18 protein-coding genes and 1 pseudogene are annotated in these 20,299 nt (G+C 70.9%); 3 read left to right on the forward strand and 16 right to left on the reverse strand.

The features are described 5' to 3' along the window. The 13 genes from secF to pgsA all read right to left on the reverse strand — a co-directional run. A partial coding sequence (secF, locus tag G3I19_RS21920) for a protein translocase subunit SecF (protein WP_164265385.1) occupies positions 1-1,056 on the reverse strand: 1,056 nt, incomplete at its 3' end. A gap of 1 nt (position 1,057) precedes the next feature. Further along, positions 1,058-2,812 (reverse strand): protein translocase subunit SecD, encoded by a 1,755-nt coding sequence (gene secD / locus G3I19_RS21925; RefSeq protein WP_164265386.1) that lies wholly within the window; start codon positions 2,810-2,812, stop codon positions 1,058-1,060. A 150-nt stretch (positions 2,813-2,962) separates the two neighbouring features. Continuing rightward, positions 2,963-3,463 carry a preprotein translocase subunit YajC gene (gene yajC, locus G3I19_RS21930; RefSeq protein WP_164265387.1) on the reverse strand — a complete coding sequence of 167 codons (501 nt, stop codon included), beginning with the start codon at positions 3,461-3,463 and terminating at the stop codon, positions 2,963-2,965. 167 nt (positions 3,464-3,630) lie between these two features. Continuing rightward, positions 3,631-4,722, reverse strand: a complete 1,092-nt coding sequence (gene ruvB / locus G3I19_RS21935) for a Holliday junction branch migration DNA helicase RuvB (protein ID WP_164265388.1) — start codon at positions 4,720-4,722, stop codon at positions 3,631-3,633. A 14-nt stretch (positions 4,723-4,736) separates the two neighbouring features. Next, positions 4,737-5,357, reverse strand: a complete 621-nt coding sequence (gene ruvA, locus G3I19_RS21940; protein ID WP_164265389.1) for a Holliday junction branch migration protein RuvA — start codon at positions 5,355-5,357, stop codon at positions 4,737-4,739. Then, positions 5,354-5,887 (reverse strand): crossover junction endodeoxyribonuclease RuvC, encoded by a 534-nt coding sequence (gene ruvC, locus G3I19_RS21945; protein WP_164265390.1) that lies wholly within the window; start codon positions 5,885-5,887, stop codon positions 5,354-5,356. Before ruvC ends, ruvA begins: the two co-directional genes overlap by 4 nt. A 200-nt stretch (positions 5,888-6,087) precedes the next feature. Next, the gene (locus G3I19_RS21950; protein WP_164265391.1) at positions 6,088-6,840 is read right to left on the reverse strand and encodes a YebC/PmpR family DNA-binding transcriptional regulator; all 753 of its coding nucleotides are present in this window, start codon (positions 6,838-6,840) and stop codon (positions 6,088-6,090) included. A 62-nt stretch (positions 6,841-6,902) separates the two neighbouring features. After that, positions 6,903-7,493, reverse strand: coding sequence for a pyridoxal 5'-phosphate synthase glutaminase subunit PdxT (gene pdxT / locus G3I19_RS21955; protein WP_164265392.1), 591 nt, complete (start codon positions 7,491-7,493; stop codon positions 6,903-6,905). Then, positions 7,493-8,341: a pyridoxal 5'-phosphate synthase lyase subunit PdxS gene (pdxS, locus tag G3I19_RS21960; protein ID WP_203599890.1), complete on the reverse strand. Its 849-nt coding sequence runs from the start codon at positions 8,339-8,341 to the stop codon at positions 7,493-7,495. Before pdxS ends, pdxT begins: the two co-directional genes overlap by 1 nt. Positions 8,342-8,616: 275 nt before the next feature. Continuing rightward, positions 8,617-9,165, reverse strand: coding sequence for a hypothetical protein (locus tag G3I19_RS21965; protein WP_164265394.1), 549 nt, complete (start codon positions 9,163-9,165; stop codon positions 8,617-8,619). A 27-nt stretch (positions 9,166-9,192) separates the two neighbouring features. Continuing rightward, positions 9,193-10,353 (reverse strand): glycosyltransferase family 4 protein, encoded by a 1,161-nt coding sequence (locus G3I19_RS21970; RefSeq protein ID WP_164265395.1) that lies wholly within the window; start codon positions 10,351-10,353, stop codon positions 9,193-9,195. Continuing rightward, complete coding sequence (locus G3I19_RS21975; RefSeq protein WP_164265396.1) at positions 10,350-11,252, reverse strand: phosphatidylinositol mannoside acyltransferase; 903 nt, start codon at positions 11,250-11,252, stop codon at positions 10,350-10,352. Before G3I19_RS21975 ends, G3I19_RS21970 begins: the two co-directional genes overlap by 4 nt. Next, complete coding sequence (pgsA, locus tag G3I19_RS21980) at positions 11,249-11,923, reverse strand: phosphatidylinositol phosphate synthase (protein WP_203599882.1); 675 nt, start codon at positions 11,921-11,923, stop codon at positions 11,249-11,251. The genes G3I19_RS21975 and pgsA overlap by 4 nt, the downstream gene beginning before the upstream one ends. Before the next feature lie 276 nt (positions 11,924-12,199). Between pgsA and G3I19_RS21985 the strand changes: the two genes are divergently transcribed. Beyond that, positions 12,200-14,428 (forward strand): elongation factor G-like protein EF-G2, encoded by a 2,229-nt coding sequence (locus tag G3I19_RS21985; RefSeq protein ID WP_164265398.1) that lies wholly within the window; start codon positions 12,200-12,202, stop codon positions 14,426-14,428. Between the two features lie 234 nt (positions 14,429-14,662). Further along, positions 14,663-16,330, forward strand: a complete 1,668-nt coding sequence (locus G3I19_RS21990) for a hypothetical protein (protein WP_203599884.1) — start codon at positions 14,663-14,665, stop codon at positions 16,328-16,330. Between the two features lie 157 nt (positions 16,331-16,487). Here the strand turns inward: G3I19_RS21990 and G3I19_RS21995 are convergent, their stop codons facing one another. Next, positions 16,488-17,045 (reverse strand): HIT domain-containing protein, encoded by a 558-nt coding sequence (locus G3I19_RS21995; RefSeq protein ID WP_164265400.1) that lies wholly within the window; start codon positions 17,043-17,045, stop codon positions 16,488-16,490. A gap of 67 nt (positions 17,046-17,112) precedes the next feature. On the opposite strand from G3I19_RS21995, the gene G3I19_RS22000 reads away from it, so the two are divergent. Beyond that, positions 17,113-17,778 (forward strand): potassium channel family protein, encoded by a 666-nt coding sequence (locus G3I19_RS22000; RefSeq protein WP_164265401.1) that lies wholly within the window; start codon positions 17,113-17,115, stop codon positions 17,776-17,778. Between the two features lie 40 nt (positions 17,779-17,818). Here the strand turns inward: G3I19_RS22000 and thrS are convergent, their stop codons facing one another. Together thrS and G3I19_RS22010 are read right to left on the reverse strand one after the other, a co-directional pair. After that, positions 17,819-19,798 carry a threonine--tRNA ligase gene (gene thrS, locus G3I19_RS22005; RefSeq protein ID WP_164265402.1) on the reverse strand — a complete coding sequence of 660 codons (1,980 nt, stop codon included), beginning with the start codon at positions 19,796-19,798 and terminating at the stop codon, positions 17,819-17,821. Positions 19,799-19,882: 84 nt separating this feature from the next. Next, positions 19,883-20,299: pseudogene (locus G3I19_RS22010) on the reverse strand (hypothetical protein); the annotation flags it as partial.

Here is a 20,299-nt window from a genome sequence, read left to right on the forward strand (position 1 = left end):
CGCGGCGCCGGCCGGGGCCGGGGCGCCGGGGACGGCGTCCTGCGGCTCGCGGGTGTCGTCCTGGTCGGCGGACTCGCCCTTCGCGGCCGCGGCGGCCCGCTTGGCGAGCACCCGCTTCTTGAGGGCCTTCATCGCCGGGTCGCGTTCCTTGAGGTCGGCGACGAGCGGGGTGGCGATGAAGATCGAGGAGTACGCACCGGCGGCCAGACCGACGAAGAGCGCGAGCGAGATGTCGTTCAGCATGCCGGCGCCGAGGAAGCCACCGCCGATGAAGAGCAGACCGGCCACCGGGAGCAGGGCGACGACCGTGGTGTTGATGGAACGCACCAGGGTGCCGTTGAGGCTGCGGTTGGCGATCTCGCTGTAGGTGAAGCGGGTCTGCTTCTTGAGGTCCTTCGACGCTTCCTTGAGACCGTCGAAGACGACGACGGTGTCGTAGAGCGAGTAACCGAGAATGGTCAGCAGACCGATCACGGTGCCTTCGGTGACCTCGAAGCCGACCAGCGCGTAGATCCCGACCGTGATGGTGAGGTCGTGGATCAGGGCCACCAGGGCGGCGAGTGCCATCCGCCACTCGAAGGCGATGCCCAGATAGACGACCACCAGGATCATGAAGATCGCCAGGCCCTCCCAGGCCTTGTTGGCGATCGTCTCGCCCCAGCTGGGGCCGACCACGTCGGCGGCGATCTTGTCGACCGGGAGGTTCAGGTCCTTGGCGAGCGAGCCGTGGATCTTGTCGGCCGTGTCGGTGTCGATCCCCGAGACCTGGATCCGCATGCCGCCGTTGCCGAGCTTCTGCACGGACGCGTCATGTCCGGAGAGCTTCTCCGCCACCTCCTGGGCGTGCGTCACCGAGACGCTGCTGCTCTTGGTGGTGGTGAAGACCGCACCGCCCTGGAACTCGATGCCCAGGTTCAGACCCCGTACCGCCAGGCCGACGATGGCCGTGATGGTGATCAGGATGGAGATGCCGTACCAGATCCTGCGCTTGGCCACGAAGTCGTAGCCGACCTCGCCGCGGTACAGCCGGGCGCCCATGCTGCCGAGTCGCGACATCTCACGCCTCCTTCGGGTCGGTGGGGACGGAGGAGGAGGCGGCGGTGGCACCACCGCGCGAGCGGCGGAGCGGGGGTTTGGCGCCGAGCCGCTTCGGGTCGAGGCCGGACCACGGGTGGCCGCTGTAGAAGAACTTCTTACGGGCGAGCAGCGTCATCACCGGCTTGGTGAAGAGGAAGACCACGACGACGTCGAGCAGCGTGGTCAGGCCCAGCGTGAACGCGAAGCCCTGCACCTTGCCGACCGTCACGATGTACAGCACGGCGGCGGCGAGGAACGAGACGAAGTCCGAGACCAGGATGGTGCGCCGGGCGCGCGGCCAGGCGCGCTCGACGGCGGGCCGCAGGGTGCGGCCCTCACGGATCTCGTCACGGATGCGTTCGAAGTAGACGATGAACGAGTCCGCGGTGATACCGATCGCAACGATCGCACCACACACCGCGGGCAGGTTGAGTGCGAAGCCGATGCCCTTGCCGAGCAGCGCCATCAGTGTGTACGTGAGGATCGCGGAGACCATCAGGCTGAGGATCGCGATGAACGAGAGGCCGCGGTAGTAGGCCACCAGGTAGATGATGACCAGCGCGAGGCCGATCGCACCGGCGATGAGGCCCGCCTGGAGCTGCTCGCCGCCGAGCGCCGCGGTCACCGTGGTGACGGTCTCCTCCTTGAAGGAGAGCGGGAGGGCACCGTAGGACAGCACGTTGCCGAGGTCCTCGGCCGACTGCTGGGTGAAGCTGCCGGAGATCTGGGCGCTGCCGCTGAGCGTCTGGCTCACGCTGGGGGCCGAGACCACGGCGCCGTCCAGCGCGATGGCGAACTGGTTCTGCGGGGACTGCTGCTTCGAGAGCTTGCTGGTGATCGCCTGGAACTTCTTCGAGCCCTTGCTCGTGAAGTCCATCTGGACGATCCACTGGCCCTGCTGCTGGTCGATGACGGCCTTGGCGCCGGAGACGTCGGTGCCGTCCACGGCTGCGGCGTCGAGGATGTACTTCGCGTCACCGTCCTGGCTGCACGCCACGGTCGGGTCGCTCGGCTTGACGTTGTCACCGCCGGCCTTGGCACGGCCGGCCTTGGTGGAGCAGTCGAGCGCCGCGAACTGCTTCTGCAGCTTGGCCGCGGCCGCGGTGTCGGCGGGCGACGGGGTGGCGCTGGACTGGGCGGGGGTCGACGGGTCGGGCGTGGGCCCGGCCTTCAGCGCGTCGGTGACCGCACGGCCCTGGGTGGAGGAGGACGGCGACGCGGTGTCCTTCGGCGAGGCCGAGGACGACGGCGTGCCCTTCGCCTTGGCCTTGGACGAGGCGCTCGGGGAGGGCGTGGCGGAGGGCTTGCCGGCCGGCGTCGGCTTTCCGGCCGCGACCGTCACCACGGGGCGGAAGTACAGCTGGGCGGTGGTGCCGACCTGCTGCCTGGCCTGCTTCTCGTTCGTCCCCTTGGGGATGTTGACGAGGATCTGGTCCTTGCCCTGCGTCTGGACCTCGGCCTCGGAGACACCGAGTCCGTTGACACGGCGCTCGATGATGCTGACCGCGGTGTCCATGTTCTTCTGGTTGATCGCGTTGGGCTTGCCCGGCTGGGGCTTCGCCTGGAGCGTGATGCTCGTACCGCCCGCGAGGTCGATGCCGAGACGCGGCGTGACCTGCTTCGACCAGAACATCCCGCCGACGAGCGCAACCATGGCGATCAGGATCAGGGCCAGGGACCGCCCGGGCTTGCCCTGGGCTCCCGTCTGCCTTCGGCCCTTGTTCGGTGCTGCCACCTTGTCGATTCTCCCTGTCCTACCGCCCGCGCCGGGTATGCGCTGTGAGCGGCCACGAAGTGATGTGGGGGACCTGCTCCGCTGTAGCAGTGCACGGTCTCGGGGACCGCCGGTGCTGCCGCGGGGCAGCGCCGACGGTCCCCGGATGTGCTACTTCGCTTCGCCCTCGCCGTCGTTCTTCTTCTCGGCCTTGTCGCTCTTGTCGGCCTTGTCCTCGGACGCGGCGGGGGCCACGTCCTCGTCGGACCCGTCGGACTCCTCGGCCTCGCCGGGGGCGGCGTCGTCGGCCGGGGCGTCGTGCTTGCCCAGGTCGACCTTGGCGTCGTCGAGCTCGGTCAGCGAGGAGGCGTCGTCGGGAACGATGGCGGTGTCGCCGTGGACGATGCGGTTGTACTCCGCGTCGTCGAGGACCGCGCCGATCGCGTTCTTGCCGTAGACGGCGTGCACGCCGGGCGCGATCTCCAGGAGGACCGAGTCTTCGTTGATCTCCTTGACGGTGGCGTACATCCCCCCGATCGTCCGGACGCCGGTGCCGGGCTGCATCTCATTGCGCATCGATGCGGCCGCCTGCTGCTTGCGCTTGGCGGACCGGGTCATCAGGAACATGGCCCCGATGAGCACGATGAAGGGGAGGAGGGTCACGAGACTCACGGGAGGGAACTTCCTTCGCACGACCGCGCTGGATCGCGGCCTGATCTTCGGGGGCGGGGCATGCCGTCCTGAGAAGGGCGGCATCGGCGGAGTCTAGGCGAGTCCGCATCAATGGAACAACGCCCAGCATGGCACCGGGGTTCCGCTGCGGGCACCCCTGCGCCTCCTCACGCCCCGAACAGACCCGCTTGTCCCTTTCCCGCAGCGCCTCCGGCGCCCCCCTGCGGAGGTACGAGGCCCAGATGCGCCCAGGCTGCCGGTGTGGCCACCCGGCCGCGCGGAGTACGGGCCAGCAGTCCCTCACGGACCAGGAAAGGCTCGGCGACCTCCTCGACGGTCTCCCGCTCCTCCCCCACGGCGACAGCCAGCGTGGAGAGCCCCACCGGTCCGCCGCCGAACAGCTTGAGCAGGGCCTGGAGCACCGCGCGGTCCAGCCGGTCGAGTCCGCGGGCGTCAACCTCGTACACCGCGAGTGCCGTACGGGCGATCTCCCGGGTGATCACTCCGTCGGCCTCCACCTGGGCGTAGTCACGGACCCGGCGCAGCAGCCGGTTGGCGATCCGGGGGGTGCCGCGGGAGCGTCCGGCGATCTCGCCGGCGCCGTCCTCGCCGATCTCGACGTCGAGCAGCCGGGCGGAGCGGTGGATGACGCGCTCCAGCTCGGCCGGTTCGTAGAACTCCATGTGCCCGGTGAAGCCGAAGCGGTCGCGCAGCGGCGGCGGCAGCAGGCCGGCCCTGGTGGTGGCGCCGACCAGGGTGAAGGGCGGCAACTCCAGCGGGATGGCGGTGGCACCCGGGCCCTTGCCGACGATGACGTCGACCCGGAAGTCCTCCATCGCCATGTAGAGCATTTCCTCGGCGGGCCTGGACATCCGGTGGATCTCGTCGAGGAAGAGCACCTCGCCCTCCTGGAGGGACGAGAGGATCGCGGCCAGATCGCCCGCGTGCTGGATCGCCGGCCCCGATGTGATCCGGATGGGGGCGCCCATCTCGGCTGCGATGATCATCGAAAGGGTGGTCTTGCCCAGGCCCGGGGCGCCGGAGAGCAGGACGTGGTCGGCGGTGGCACCGCGCTGCCTGGCCGCCCGCAGCACCAGGTCGAGCTGGAGTCTGACCTTCTCCTGGCCCACGAACTCGTCCAGGTCCTTGGGGCGCAGTGCGGCTTCGACGGCCTGGTCCTCACCGTCGGCGTCGGCTCCCACCAGGCGCTCTTCGGTGTCGGGGGCGGTGTCGTCCCACTCGTTCTGAGGAGGCAGCATGGCGGGTCTCTCGATCAGCGGGCGCGGTTGAGGGTCTGCAGGGCGGCCTTGAGGAGCGCGCCCACGTTGGGCTCGTCAGCGGCCTCTGCCTGCGGGGTGACGGCGGTGACGGCCTCCTCCGCGTCACGCGGCGCGTATCCGAGGCCGACCAGCGCGGAGTGCAGCTGCTCGCTCCACGGCGCGGGCCCGGACGCGGTGCGCTGCGCTGCGAGGTGCGCGCCGCCGGTGCCGAGCGGGGCTCCGAGCCGGTCCTTGAGTTCGAGGAGGAGCTTCTGTGCGCCCTTCTTGCCGATGCCGGGGACGGCGGTCAGTGACTTCTCGTCCCCGGTGGAGACGGCGAGCCGCAGGGCGTCGGGCGAGTGCACGGCGAGCATGGCCTGGGCGAGCCTGGGGCCCACGCCGCTCGCGGTCTGGAGCAGCTCGAACGTCTGGCGTTCGTCGTCGTCGGCGAAGCCGTAGAGCGTGAGGGAGTCCTCGCGCACCACGAGGGAGGTGGCGAGCTTGGCCTGCTGGCCGATGCGCAGGGCGGACAGCGTGTTGGGGGCGCACTGGACCGACATACCGATCCCGCCGACCTCGATGACGGCGGTGGTCGGGGCCAGCGCGGCCACCGGTCCGGAGACGAAGGCGATCATGCGGTGGGGCCTTTCAGCGTGCGGTGGGCGGCGACGGCCTGCTGGAGCCTGTTCTGGGCGGGGGCCCGCCAGATGTGGCAGATGGCGAGTGCCAGCGCGTCGGCGGCGTCGGCGGGACGGGGCGGTGCGTCGAGCCGCAGCAGCCGGGTCACCATCGCCCCGACCTGCGCCTTGTCGGCCCTGCCGCTGCCGGAGACGGCGGCCTTGACCTCGCTGGGGGTGTGCAGGGCCACCGGGATGCCGCGGCGGGAGGCACAGAGCATCGCGACCGCGCTGGCCTGTGCGGTGCCCATCACCGTACTGACATTGTGCTGGCTGAACACCCGCTCCACGGCGACGACTTCGGGCCGGTGCTCGTCCAGCCACGCCTCGATGCCGCGCTCGATGGCGACCAGCCGCATCCCGAGCTCCGCGTCGGCGGGCGTGCGGACGACCCCGACGCCGAGCATGGTCAGCCGCCGGCCCGCCACGCCGTCGACGACGCCGACGCCGCAGCGCGTCAGCCCCGGGTCCACGCCGAGTACCCGCACGGTGCCCCCTCCCTCATGCCTTGCCGTCCGACTGCCCGGCCGTCCGGCTGCCTTGCTGTTCGCCGGCTTGCCGTTCGACCATGTGTTCCTGCGTTGTCGCAGGCTATCGGGTCGCACCGACAACACCGGGAACACGGACGGGCCGACGGGGTGTGTCCCCGGCGGCCCGTCCGTCGCGTACCCGTGGTGCTGAGCGCCCGTCAGGCGTCGAGCTTCTCCATGACGTCGTCCGAGACGTCGAAGTTGGCGAAGACGTTCTGCACGTCGTCGCTGTCCTCCAGCGCGTCGATCAGCTTGAAGATCTTGCGTGCGCCCTCTTCGTCCAGCTCGACCTGCATGGTCGGCATGAAGTTGGCCTCGGCCGAGTCGTAGTCGATGCCCGCTTCCTGGAGCGCGGTGCGGACCGCGACCATGTCGGTGGCCTCGGAGAGCACCTCGAAGGACTCGCCCAGGTCGTTGACCTCCTCGGCGCCGGCGTCGAGCACGGCGCCCAGGACGTCGTCCTCGGAGAGCCCGGCCTTGGGGACGACCACGACGCCCTTGCGGTTGAACAGGTACGAGACGGAACCCGGGTCGGCCATGTTGCCGCCGTTGCGGGTCATCGCGACGCGTACGTCGGATGCGGCGCGGTTGCGGTTGTCGGTGAGGCACTCGATGAGCACCGCGACACCGTTCGGTCCGTAGCCCTCGTACATGATCGTCTCGTAGTCGGCGCCACCGGCTTCGAGACCGGCACCACGCTTGACCGCGGAGTCGATGTTCTTGTTCGGCACCGAGCTCTTCTTGGCCTTCTGGATGGCGTCGAAGAGGGTCGGGTTGCCGGACACGTCGGCGCCGCCCGTGCGGGCCGCGACCTCGATGTTCTTGATCATCTTCGCGAAGAGCTTGCCGCGCTTGGCGTCAACCACGGCCTTCTTGTGCTTCGTCGTAGCCCATTTAGAGTGGCCGGACATCTGCCTGTCTCCTTCGCGTAACCATTTCCTGGACGAACGCCAGAGATCCTACCGGGCGCCGGTCACTGGGCGTCGCGCACCATGTCCGCGAAGTACCGGTGCACACGGTGGTCCCCGGTGAGCTCCGGATGGAACGACGTGGCCAGGACGCGCCCCTGGCGCACCGCGACGATGTGGCCGCCGTGCTCGGCGAGCACCTCGGCCCCCGCGCCCACCGACTCGACCCAGGGCGCCCGGATGAAGACACCGTCGACGGGGCCGCCGGGGATGCCGGGCATCTCGACGGCCGCCTCGAAGGACTCGTTCTGGCGTCCGAAGGCGTTGCGCCGGACGATCATGTCGATCCCGCCGAAGGTCTCCTGGCCCGATCTGGGGTCGAGGATCTTGTCGGCGAGCATGATCATCCCGGCGCAGGTCCCGTACACCGGCAGGCCGGAGCGGATGCGCCGGCGCAGCGGCTCCGCCATGCCGAACAGGACGGCCAGCTTGGACATGGTGGTGGACTCGCCGCCCGGCAGGACCAGGCCGTCGACGCCGTCGAGCTCCTCGGGGCGCCGGACCTGAGCGGCCCGGACGCCCGCCGCGGCCAGCGCGGCCAGGTGCTCCCGTACATCGCCCTGGAGAGCGAGGACACCGATGACGGGAGTGCCCATCACCAGCCCCGGTTCGCGTAACGCTCGTTCTCGGGGAGGGTGTCGCAGTTGATGCCGACCATGGCCTCGCCCAGGTTCCGGGAGGCGTCCGCGATGACCTTCGGGTCGTCGAAGAAGGTGGTGGCCCTGACGATGGCGGCGGCGCGCTTGGCCGGGTCGCCGGACTTGAAGATGCCGGACCCGACGAAGACGCCCTCGGCGCCGAGCTGACGCATCAGCGCGGCGTCGGCCGGGGTGGCGACGCCACCGGCCGAGAAGAGGACGACGGGCAGCCTGCCGAGCCCGGCGACCTCCTTGACCAGCTCGTACGGGGCGCGCAGGTCCTTGGCGGCCGCGTACAGCTCGTTGTTGTCGTAGCCGCGCAGCCGGGCGATCTCGTTCTTGATCTGGCGCAGGTGGCGGACGGCCTCGACGACGTTGCCGGTGCCGGCCTCGCCCTTGGAGCGGATCATGGCCGCGCCCTCGGCGATCCGGCGCAGGGCCTCGCCCAGGTTGGTGGCGCCGCACACGAACGGCGTCGTGAAGGCGAACTTGTCGCTGTGGTTGACCTCGTCGGCCGGGGTCAGCACCTCGGACTCGTCGATGTAGTCGACGCCGAGCGACTGCAGCACCTGGGCCTCGACGAAGTGGCCGATACGCGACTTGGCCATGACCGGGATGGAGACGGCCGAGATGATCTCTTCGATCATGTTCGGGTCGGACATCCGGGCCACTCCGCCGTCCTTGCGGATGTCGGCGGGGACCCGCTCCAGAGCCATGACGGCGACGGCGCCCGCGTCCTCGGCGATCTTCGCCTGCTCGGCGTCGACCACATCCATGATCACGCCGCCCTTGAGCTGCTCGGCCATACCGCGCTTGACGCGTGCGGTGCCGGTCGCCGGGGTCTCGGCGGGGGAAGTGGTGGGGTGCGTACTGCTGGACACGGGCTACCTCGCTCGGAGAAGAGGGTTCTTGCTCCCCCGAGATAACCCCCGCCGACCAGGCCACTGCAAGGGCCAATGGACAGCCGGTGGATCGTTCTGGGACCCCCTTCCCGACGGTCCGGGGAGTGGGGAGGGGAACGGAGAGTCCGGAGAGCGGAAGGTCAGGGGGGGGAAGCCAGGTGCGTGGAGAGCCCGGTGCGTTACGTGCCCGGCCGGTCGGCCAGCGCCACCGGCGGCTCGTCGTCCATCTCGAACGCCAGCGGGAACGGCGCGTGCCCCGCGAGCCGGAACCAGCGGACCTTGCGGTGGGTACGCAGAGCGCGTGCGGCCCGCACCGCGTCGTTGTGGAAGCGCCTGGCCATCGGCACCCGCCGGACGGCCGCGGCCAGCTCGTCCGCCGCCTCCTCTCCCCCGGGCGCCGATCGCACCGCCCCGACCTGCGCCGTCTCACCGAAGACCGCCCGCAGTGCCTGGCTGAGCTCGCTCTCGGCCACCTCGCGGTGCTCCTCCTCGGACTGCCGGGCCGCGTGCGCCGCCTCGTAGAGGACGATCGAGGCCGCCGGGTCGAGGACGCCGGACGTGGCCAGCTCCTGGGCGACCGAAGCACGGCGCAGCAGCTGGGCGTCGAGGGCGGCGCGGGCGGCGTCGATCCGGGCGTGCAGCCGGTCGAGCCGACCCGCGGTCCAGCTCAGATACAGGCCGACCGCGACGAACGCGAGGACGATCCAGATGATCAGGGATACGGTCACGGGCCGAAAGGCTACCGGTCCGCGGTATCAGTCTCTGGCCAGCCCGAACCGGGCCCGCAGGCTGACCCGTTCGTCGGTGTCGACCGACGCGGCTCCGTCGGTCACCGTCTCGTACACCGCCAGGATGTCCGCGCCGACCGTGGACCAGTCGAAGCGGCGCACATGCGCGCTGCCCCGCCGGCGCAGCCCCTCGCGGCGCTCGCTGTCGCCCAGCAGCCGGACCGCGGACGCGGCCAGCGCGTCCGCGTCCTCGTTGGCGAAGAGTTCGCCCGCCGCGCCCTGGTCCAGGACCTGGGCGAACGCGTCGAGGTCGCTCGCCAGTACCGGCGCACCGGCCGACATCGCCTCGACGAGGATGATCCCGAAGCTCTCGCCGCCGGTGTTCGGCGCGACGTAGACGTCGACGCTGCGCAGCAGCCGCGCCTTGTCCTCGTCGCTGACCATGCCGAGGAACTCGACCCGCTGCCGCATCTCCTTCGGCAGTGAGGCGACCGCCTCCTTCTCGTCACCGCGTCCGGCGACCAGCAGCCGGGCCTGCGGACACTCGGCGAGGATCTTCGGCAGCGCCCGCATCAGCACGGGCAGCCCCTTGCGCGGCTCGTCGATCCGCCCGATGAAGCCGATGGTGCCCCCCTGCCACTCGGGCCGCGGCTCGGCGCGCTCGAAGAATCCGACGTCGACGCCGTTGGGGATGACGACCGCGTCGCCGCCCAGGTGTTCGACGAGGGTACGGCGCGCGTACTCGCTCACCGCGATCCGCGCGGAGATCTTCTCCAGCGCGGGCTGCAGGATCGGATACGCGGCGATCATCGCCCGGGAGCGCGGGTTGGAGGTGTGGAAGGTCGCCACGATCGGGCCCTGCGCGGCCCAGCAGGTGAGCAGCCCCAGCGAGGGCGAGGTGGGCTCGTGGATGTGGATCACGTCGAAGGTGCCGTCGTGCAGCCAGCGGCGGACCCTGGCTGCGGACAGGAAGCCGAAGTTGAGCCGGGCGACCGAGCCGTTGTACGGGACGGGGACGGCCCGGCCCGCGGAGACCACGTACGGCGGCAGCGGTGTCTCGTCGTCGGACGGGGCGAGGACGGACACCTGGTGGCCCAGGCCGCCCAGGTGTTCCGCGAGGTCCCTGATGTGGAACTGGACCCCGCCGGGGACGTCCCAGGAGTACGGGCAGACGATGCCGATCTTCACGCGGGCTCCTGACGGGGCTCCAGGTCGGCGAGCCAGAGGCGCTGGAGCATGTGCCAGTCCTCCGGGTGCTCGGCGATTCCGGCGGCGAAGGCGTCGGCGAGCGCCTGCGCCATCACCGAGGTCTTCTCGGTACGGGTGCCCGAAGCGGGCACATCCACGGGCGGATGGACCCGGCCGCGCATGACCGGTGATCCGTCGTACCAGAGGGTGACGGGCAGCAGCAGCGCTCCGGTCTGCTGGGCGAGCAGCGCGGGCCCCGCGGGAATCCGGGTCGCCTCGCCGAAGAACCGGACCTCGACGCCCGACGCGGAGAGGTCGCGGTCGGCGACCAGACAGACCAGGCCGCCGTCCCGCAGCCGTCTGGCCAGCGTGCCGAAGGCGGAACCGCCGGTGTGCGGCAGGACCTCCATGCCCAGGCCCTGGCGGTAGGCGACGAACCGGTCGTAGAGGGTCTCGGGCTTGAGCCGCTCGGCGACCGTGGTGAACGGCACACCCAGCTTCGTGGTGACCCAGGCGCCCGCGAGGTCGTAATTGCCCATGTGCGGCAGGGCGAGTATGACGCCCTTCCCGGCGGCGAGCCCGTCCGTCAGATGGTGGAGGCCGTCGGGGACGAAGCCCGCACGGATCCGGTCGGCGCTCCACGCGGGCAGCCGGAAGGACTCCATCCAGTACCGCATGTACGAGCGCATCCCGGCCCTGGACAGCTCGGCGAGCCGTGCGGGCCCGGCGTCGGGCACCACCCGGGCCAGATTGGACTCCAGGCGCAGCACGCTCTTGCCGCGCCGCTTCCAGACCGTGTCCGCGATGCGCCGGCCGAGCCCGGTGGCGACCGGCTCGGGCAGCTTCTTGACCGCGCCCCAGCCGAGCCCGTAGAGGGCGTCCGTCAGCCGCTCCCTCATACCGCCTCGCCGCCGTGCGCGGAGGCTTCGGCGGCCGCGGCGGCGTCGGCCTCTGCGGACTCCCTGCGTACGGTGACGACCCGCTGCACCAGGGTGATCAGGCTGCCCACGGCGACGATCCACAGCGCGATCGGCAGCAGGATCTGGATCCCGGGCACCCCGAACTTGTGCAGCCCGGCGAAGCCCGCGGCGACGAGTGAGATGACGAGCCGCTCGGCCCGCTCGATCAGCCCGTTCACCGCGACCGGGAGCCCGATCGACTCGCCGCGCGCCTTGGTGTACGAGACGACCTGGCCGCTCGCGAGGCAGAAGAGGGCGACCGCGCACATCAGGTTGTTGTCACCGGTACCCGCGTACCAGAGGGCGAAGCCGGAGAAGATCGCCCCGTCCGCGACCCGGTCGAGGGTCGAGTCGAGGAAGGCACCCCAGCGGCTCGAAATCCCGGCCTGACGGGCCATGTTGCCGTCGACGAGGTCGGAGAAGACGAAGAGCGTGATGACGACCGTGCCCCAGAAGAACTCTCCCCTGGGGAAGAAGACCAGCGCACCCGCCATCACCCCGGCCGTACCGGTCAGCGTCACCGCGTCGGGGCTGACCCCGATCCGGAGCAGGAATGAGGCGAACGGCGTGAGGACACGCGTAAAGAATGCACGCGCGTACTTGTTCAGCATGGCCTTCCCGGGGGGTCGGTGGGCCGCGCGGCCCCATTGGCCGCCCGGCGGGCCCATCGTAGCCAGGACCGCGGGCCTCCACCGCCGGGCCCTGTCCCACTCGCGCGGCCGGGCGCGGGCCGGGGCGGACGCGGGGCCGTACGTATGGACGCGCGTCCGCCCGAGTGGAAAGCTCGAAGGGCGCGGGCGTCACCGGTGCCGCCACGCTTCCCGGCCCTGTGTCCGCCCACCCGTTTCTCACCGTGCAACGTCCCTCAGCACACGGGAGGCACACTCATGGGCGACAAGGCGAGCACACATCCCGGAGCCGCCGGCAGAGCGCCGACGGCCGGCCGGCGGCCCGCTTCCGTACGGAACGTGGTCCTGGTCGGCCACAGCGGATCCGGCAAGACCACCCTGGTCGAGGCCCTGGCGCTGACCGCGGGCGCGGTCACCAGGGCGGGCCGGGTGGAGGACGGCCAGACCGTCTCCGACTACGACGAGATCGAACAGCGCAGACAGCGGTCGGTACAGCTCTCGCTCGTCCCCGTCGAGTGGGACGGCGTCAAGATCAATCTGCTGGACACCCCCGGCTACGCCGATTTCGTCGGCGAGCTGCGGGCCGGGCTGCGCGCGGCCGACGCGGCCCTTTTCGTCGTGTCGGCCGCCCAGGACGCGGACAGCGTCGACGGCGCGACCCGTGCGGTCTGGGAGGAGTGCGCGGCCGTCGGGATGCCGCGGGCCATCGTGGTCACGCACCTGGACACCGCCCGTACCGGGTACGCGGAGCTGACCCGGCTCTGCGGGCGGATCTTCGGCGGCGACGACCCCGACGCGGTGCTCCCGCTGTATCTGCCGCTGTACGGGCCGCCGGGCCCTGACGGGCACGCCCCGGTGACGGGCCTCGCCGGGCTGCTGACCCGGCGGCTGTCCGGCTATACGTCGGGCGAGCGTACGGAGAGCGCGCCGGGCGAGGCCGAGCTGCCGTCGCTGGACGAGGCCCGCGACCGGCTGATCGAGGGGATCATCGCGGAGAGCGAGGACGAGACCCTGATGGACCGCTATCTCGGCGGCGAGGAGATCGACGTCGGGACGGTCGTCGCGGATCTGGAGCGTGCGGTGGCCCGCGGTGTCTTCCACCCGGTGCTCGCCGCGGCCCCCGCGGTGTCCGGTGGGCGGCAGGGGCTCGGCACGGTCGAGCTGTTGGAACTGATCACGCGCGGTTTCCCCGCTCCGCCGGAGCGCGAGGCCCCGGTGGTCACCACCCCGGAGGGCGCCCCGCACGCCGCGGCGGCCTGCGACCCGCGCGGCCCGCTGGTCGCCGAGGTGATCAAGACGGCGTCCGACCCGTATGTGGGCCGGCTCTCCCTGGTGCGCGTCTTCTCCGGGACCCTGCGGCCCGACGAGACGGTGCATGTGTCGGGGCACAGCCAGGAGGGCCACGGCCGCGCCGGACAGGACGGCGGCGGCGACCGCGACACGGACGAACGGATCGGCGCGCTCTCCGCCCCCTTCGGCCGGCGGCAGAGCCCGCTGGCCGAGTGCGTCGCCGGGGACATCGCGTGCGTCGCGGGGCTGAGCCGCGCGGAGACGGGCGACACACTGTCCGGGAAGGACGACCCGCTGCTGATGGAGGCGTGGACGCTGCCGGAGCCACTGCTTCCGCTCGCCGTCGCCGCCCATGGCAAGGCCGACGAGGACAAGCTCTCGCAGGGGCTCACCCGGCTGGTCACCGAGGATCCGACCATGCGCGTCGAACAGAACCCGGACACCCGTCAGTTGGTGCTCTGGTGTCTCGGCGAGGCGCAGCGGGACGTGGCGCTGGAGCGGCTGCAGGGCAGATACGGGGTCCGGGTGGACGCCGAGCCGTACCGGGTCTCGCTGCGTGAGACGTTCGGCGGACCGGCCGAGGGGCGCGGCCGGCACGTCAAACAGTCCGGCGGCCACGGCCAGTTCGCGATCTGCGCGATCGAGGTGGACCCGCTGCCCTCCGGTTCGGGGATCGAGTTCGTCGACCGGGTGGTGGGCGGTTCGGTGCCCCGGCAGTTCATCCCGTCCGTCGAGAAGGGCGTACGCGCGCAGGCGGCCAGGGGGCTGGCCACCGGGCACCCGCTCGTCGATGTCCGTATCACTCTCCGGGACGGCAAGGCCCACTCCGTGGATTCCTCGGACGCGGCGTTCCAGACGGCGGGCGCGCTGGCGCTCCGGGAGGCGGCCGACCGGGCGCCGATCCGTCTCCTCGAACCCGTGGTCGCCGTCCAAGTCCTGGTGCCCGACGACTTCGTGGGCCCGGTGATGAGCGACCTCTCCGGACGGCGCGGCCGGGTGGTGGGCACCGAGCAGACGGTGCCGGGCCGCACCCTGGTCAGGGCCGAGGTGCCGGAGATCGAGATCGGGCGGTACGCCGTCGATCTGCGGTCGCTGTCGCACGGCACCGGCCGGTTCACGCGCTCGTACGTCCGCCATGAGCCGATGCCGTCTCAGGTGGCCGACCGGGTACGCGAACAGGCCCACAGCGGCACGTAGCCGCTGCCGACGCCGCTCCCGCACGCTGCGGCGCTATCCGGCCCCGGGGCCGCGGAGATCGGCCGGGCAGGGCCTTGCGCCCGGCCGCCTTCCGTCGTCCCGTGACGCGCGGGGAGCGGCACGGATACGCTGAGGTCACGGCCCGGACGGCAGGCGCGGGGCGGCCCGGTCCGGCGCAGCAGGTGTGCGGGGCACGGTAGTTGGGAACAGCCGCAGCAGCGGTTGGGTGCGGCGATGGGGGCAGCGGTGGCGAACGACGGATTCGACTTCATTCCGGGAGCACAGGTCCCGCTCCAGGGATCAGCGGGCCAGACCGCCGCCACCCATGCCCTCGCGTCCGCCGCCTACCGGGACAGCCCGGTCGAGGACATACTCAAAGCCAACGGCGAGTGGCACAAGACCGAGGTGAAGAAGGGCAAGTTCTCGCTCTTCGAGCCGAATCTGGGCGAGTCCTTCTCCCGCGCCGTCCAGGTGCGGATGCTCGGAGGCACCCGTAAGGCGCTCATCCAGTCCTTCGGGACCGAGCCCCAGACGGTCGTCGAGCACTGCCTGGCCGCGACCCGTATCCGCAAGGAGCGCGACACCCGGCTGACCATCGTGATGGCCGTGTTCGGACTCGTGTTCCTGCCCGGGCTGCTGATCTGGCTCGGCGTCTTCCAGCTGCGGCGCACCCTGTCGGGGGCCAGGAACCGCAGCATGGGGGCCCTGGGCACCGTACTTCTGGTGGCTTTCGCCGGGCTCATGGTGCTCTTCCTCGTCAAGCTGCCGTTCGGCGGCATCGGGGCGCTGTACCTGCGGGCCATGATGGTCGCCCCGGTCATCGGCTGGGTGCTGGCCAAGCGGATCTGTGAGCGGACCGCCGTGGATCTGCGGTCCCGCTGGGAGAGCCTGCTGTCCGGCGGCGGCATCGGGCCGAAGATCCCCGAGGCCGTGCCGCGCAACCCCACCGAGACCGCGGCCGAGCAGCTGCGCCAGTCGCTGGCCAGGCTGACCGCCGAGCAGCAGTCCAACTCGGTCTTCTACGCGGGCCCCAAGGGGATACTCGGCATGGGCACCCGCTGGGGCAGCTGGCAGCTCGCCGAGGAGCTGGTCCCCCGTGAGGCGGGCACCGAGATCCACGGCTTCCGCAGCTGGGACGTCATCCGGGCCATCCATGACCGGCTGCGGATGCTGGAGCGCGGCCCGCTGCACACCGGCGGCTTCCCCACCCCGTCCGTGAAGCACTGGATCGTGGCGCCGGTGGGTGAGAACGCTGGCGAGGTGAGCCGGCCCGACGGCGAGGACGTGGAAGCCTTCCAGATCAAGGGCCACGAGATACAGCGGATCTGCAACGAGCAGCAGTTCGGCAGCGGCAACCGCCACTATCTGGGCGTGCAGTTCACTCTCTGGGACGGCCAGCTGGTGATCACCATGATGATCACCGTGACGGTGCTCCACGAGACGCTGCGGATCGAGGTCACCGGCCATGCGCTCGGCCCGGTCCACTCGCTCTTCACCACCAAGCCGGCGGCCAAGACCAAGCAGGTCAACAAGGCGGTCAAGTTCTGGGAGACGCGGGAGGTGAACCTGCCGCTGGTGGAGACCCCCGAGGTGGTGCGGCTGGCCGCCAGGGCCCCGCTGACCTGGTTCCCGCCGGTCCTCGACTTCTGCGGCGGGAAGATCACCCTGCCCGAGCCGTTCGGCATGCGGCACGCCTGGGCCGACAAGCCCTGGCGGCACCGCTTCATGGCGGACGACGCGATGCGGGCGGCCACCCCGGTGCTGCGCGCCGTGCACACGGCGGCGATGGGGGTGCTCGACGAGCACGGCGTGAACACCGACTCGTTCACCAACCGCTCGATGGTCCTCGGCGGTCTTGTGCAGGACCCGACGCCGCGCCAGGCCGACGTCTACGACGCCTGACGCCACGGACGGGGCCCCGGCATCCACCGCCCGGGGCCCGGTCCTTCCCGTACCGGGGCGGCGGCGCCCCGGACCGAACGCCCCGGACCAAAGGCACCCGGACCAATGGCGCTCGGTCCAGTGGGGCTCAGGCAGGTGGCGCTCAGGCAGGTGGGGCTCAGGCCGGCCAGGCCGCCGCCAGCATCGCCCGGGTGTCGGCCAGCAGCTGCGGCAGCACCTTGGTGTGCCCGACGACCGGCATGAAGTTGGTGTCACCGCCCCAGCGCGGCACCACGTGCTGGTGCAGATGCGCGGCGATCCCGGCACCCGCCGACGCGCCCTGGTTCATACCGATGTTGAAGCCGTGCGCCCCGGACGCCGTACGCAGCGCCGTCATCGCGTACTTGGTCAGCTCGGCCAGCTCGGCCGTCTCGGCCGCGTCGAGCTCCGTGTAGTCGGCGACATGGCGGAACGGCACGACCATGAGATGCCCGCCGTTGTACGGGTAGAGGTTGAGCACCGCGTACACATGCGTGCCGCGCGCCACGACAAGGCCGTCCTCGTCGGACTTCGACGGGATCGTGCAGAACGGACAGTCGTCCCCCGAGCCCGGCCCGCTCGGCTTGTTCTCCCCCTGGATGTACGCCATCCGGTGGGGGGTCCACAGGCGCTGGAACGCGTCCTGCGTCCCCACTCCGATCTGCTGTTCCGGCTCACTCGTCATGCTGTGCAGCATATGACTTCCCCCGTTCGCGACGTGTCGCCGGGGCGCGGGCCGAGGCCGGCACGGCGATGCTGGGCCGATGGACGTCCTGAACCCCGGCGAGCGGCTGCGCCGCTGGGAGGAGCGCACGGAGATCCCGCTCTTCGCGGCCGCACTGCTCTTCCTCGCCTGTTACGCGGTGCGGGTGCTGGCGCGGGGCGCCGATCCCGTACTGCTGGACGCCGCGCTCGGGGTGGCCCTGGCGGTCTGGCTGGTCTTCGCGCTGGACTACGCGGCGCGGCTCGTCCTGAGCGGTGAGGGGATGCGCTTCCCGCGCACCCACCGGATGGACACCCTGGTGGTGATCCTGCCGCTGCTGCGGCTGCTGCGGATGGTGCAGCTCTACAACGCGGTGCAGCAGCGCAGGGAGCAGCCCCGGCTGAATCTGCACGCCCGGGTGATCGCGTACGCGGGGCTGTCCGCCCTGCTGCTCTCCTTCGCCGGAGCGCTCGCGGTCTACAGCTGCGAGCGGACCGCGCCGGGCGCCACCATCCGTACGTTCGGGGACGCCCTGTGGTGGGCCGCCGCCACCCTGTCGACGGTCGGTTACGGGGACGTGTCCCCGGTGACGCTGCTGGGGCGGCTGATCGCGGTGGCCATGATGGCGTGCGGGATCGCGCTGCTGGGAGCGGTGACGGGGTCCTTCTCGTCGTGGCTGCTGCAGAGCTTCCGGCGGGACGGCGACGAAAGGCCCCCGGAGAGCTGACCGGTCTCCGGGGGCCTCGTGGCGTCGTACGCCGGGCGGATCAGACCTGTACGCGGTCCGCGACGGCCTTCGCGATCTTGGCGATGGCGTCGTCCACCGGGATGCCGTTCTCCTGCGACCCGTCGCGGTACCGGAAGGAGACGGCGCCGTTGGCCATGTCCTCGTCGCCCGCGATGATCATGAAGGGCACCTTGGCGCGCTGCTGGTTGCGGATCTTCTTCTGCATCCGGTCCGACGAGGCGTCCACGTCGACCCGCAGCCCCTGCTTGCGCGCCGTGGCGGCGAACTCCTGGAGGTACGGGATGTGCGCGTCACCGATCGGGATGCCGACCGCCTGGACGGGCGCCAGCCACACCGGGAACGCACCCGCGTAGTGCTCCAGGAGCACCGCGAAGAACCGCTCGATGGAGCCGAACAGCGCACGGTGGATCATGACCGGGCGCTGCTTGGTGCCGTCCGGCCCGGTGTACTCCAGGTCGAAACGCTCCGGCAGGTTGAAGTCGAGCTGGACGGTCGACATCTGCCAGGTACGCCCGATGGCGTCCTTGCACTGGACGGAGATCTTCGGCCCGTAGAACGCGGCGCCGCCCGGGTCAGGGACCAGCGGCAGACCCTGCTTCTCGGCGACCTGGCGGAGCGTCTCGGTGGCCTCTTCCCACGCCTCGTCCGAGCCGACGAACTTCTCCGGGTCCTTGGTGGACAGCTCCAGATAGAAGTCGGTCAGCCCGTAGTCGCGCAGCAGGTTCAGGACGAAGGTGAGCGTGGTGTCCAGCTCGTCCGCCATCTGCTCCCTGGTGCAGTAGATGTGCGCGTCGTCCTGGGTGAAGCCGCGCGAGCGGGTCAGGCCGTGCACCACACCGGACTTCTCGTACCGGTACACCGTGCCGAACTCGAAGAGCCGCAGCGGCAGTTCACGGTAGGAACGGCCCCGCGCGTCGAAGATCAGGTTGTGCATCGGGCAGTTCATCGGCTTGAGGTAGTAGTCCACCCCGTCGTCGAGCTGCATGGGCGGGTACATGCCGTCCGCGTACCAGTCCAGGTGGCCGGACTTCTCGAAGAGCTTGCCCTTGGTGGCGTGCGGCGAGTAGACGAACTCGTAGCCCTCCTCCTCGTGCCGCTTGCGCGAGTAGTCCTCCATGGCGCGGCGGATGATGCCGCCCTTGGGGTGGAAGACGGCGAGGCCGGGGCCGATCTCGTCGGGGAAGGAGAAGAGGTCGAGCTCGTTGCCGAGCTTGCGGTGGTCGCGCTTGGCGGCCTCCTCCAGGAACTCCAGGTGCGCCTTCAGCTCGTCCTTGGTGGGCCAGGCGGTGCCGTAGATGCGCTGGAGCATCGGGTTCTTCTCGCTGCCGCGCCAGTACGCCGCCGCGTTGCGCATCAGCTTGAAGGCGGGGATGAACCGGGTGGTCGGCAGGTGCGGACCGCGGCAGAGGTCCTTCCAGCACAGGTCGCCGGTCTTCGGGTCGAGGTTGTCGTAGATGGTCAGCTCGCCGCCGCCCACCTCGACGTCCGCGCCGTCGTCCGCCGAGGCCGCGGAGCCCTTGATCCCGATGAGTTCCAGCTTGTACGGCTCGGACGCCAGCTCGGCGCGGGCGTCGTCGTCGCTCACCACACGCCGCGAGAAGCGCTGCCCGCGCTTCTGGATCTCCTGCATCTTCTTCTCGATGGCCTTGAGGTCCTCGGGCGTGAACGGCCGCTCGACGTCGAAGTCGTAGTAGAAGCCGTCCTTGACCGGCGGTCCGATGCCGAGCTTCGCGTCGGGGAAGAGCTCCTGCACGGCCTGGGCCATCACATGCGCGGTGGAGTGGCGCAGGATGTTCAGGCCGTCATCGGAGGAGATGAGGACGGGCTCGACCTCGTCGCCGTCGGCCAGGGCGTAGGCCAGGTCCTTCAGCTCACCGGCGACCCGGGCCGCGACGACGGTGCGCTCACCGGGGAAGAGCTCGGCTGCCGTAGTGCCCGTCGTCACCACGCGCTCTTCCCGCTCGGAATCGCGATGGATGACCACACGGACGTCTGACACCGGTCTCTCCTGACTCAGGGGGCGCGCCGCGGGAGCGCGGCGCGCCTGAATCGTACCGAGACCTGGGAGTGGTTTGCGAAACGGTTAAGAGCCCTCGCCCGGGTCCCCTCCCCCGGCCCCGTCCGTGTCATCGGCCCGCTCGCCCGCGCAGGCTTCCTCGAAGAAGTCGAGGTTCTCCTGGAGCGCCTTCATCAGACGGTCCCGCTCCGCCTCGTCGACCTGGACGGGGACGACCCCTTCGGCGCCGGTCAGCCGGCGGAATCCGCTGCGGCTCTCCAGCCTGCCCTGCACCCGGACCGGCAGCCCGACCAGGTGGGCGTGGCCCGCGATCCGGTACGCCTCCTCGTCGAGCACCATCCGGACGTACGGGACCTCCGCCCCGGCCAACACCCGCAGCCGCACCGTGCCGGGCCCGCCGGGCGCCGAGCGGCGCATCCGCACCACCGCGCCGGTGACCCGGACCGGCAGGGAGGGCTCCGAGCGGACATAGCGTGCGCCGGC

The sequence above is a fragment of the Streptomyces sp. SID10853 genome (assembly GCF_010548145.1).
In the GTDB taxonomy this organism is placed as follows: Bacteria; Actinomycetota; Actinomycetes; order Streptomycetales; family Streptomycetaceae; genus Streptomyces.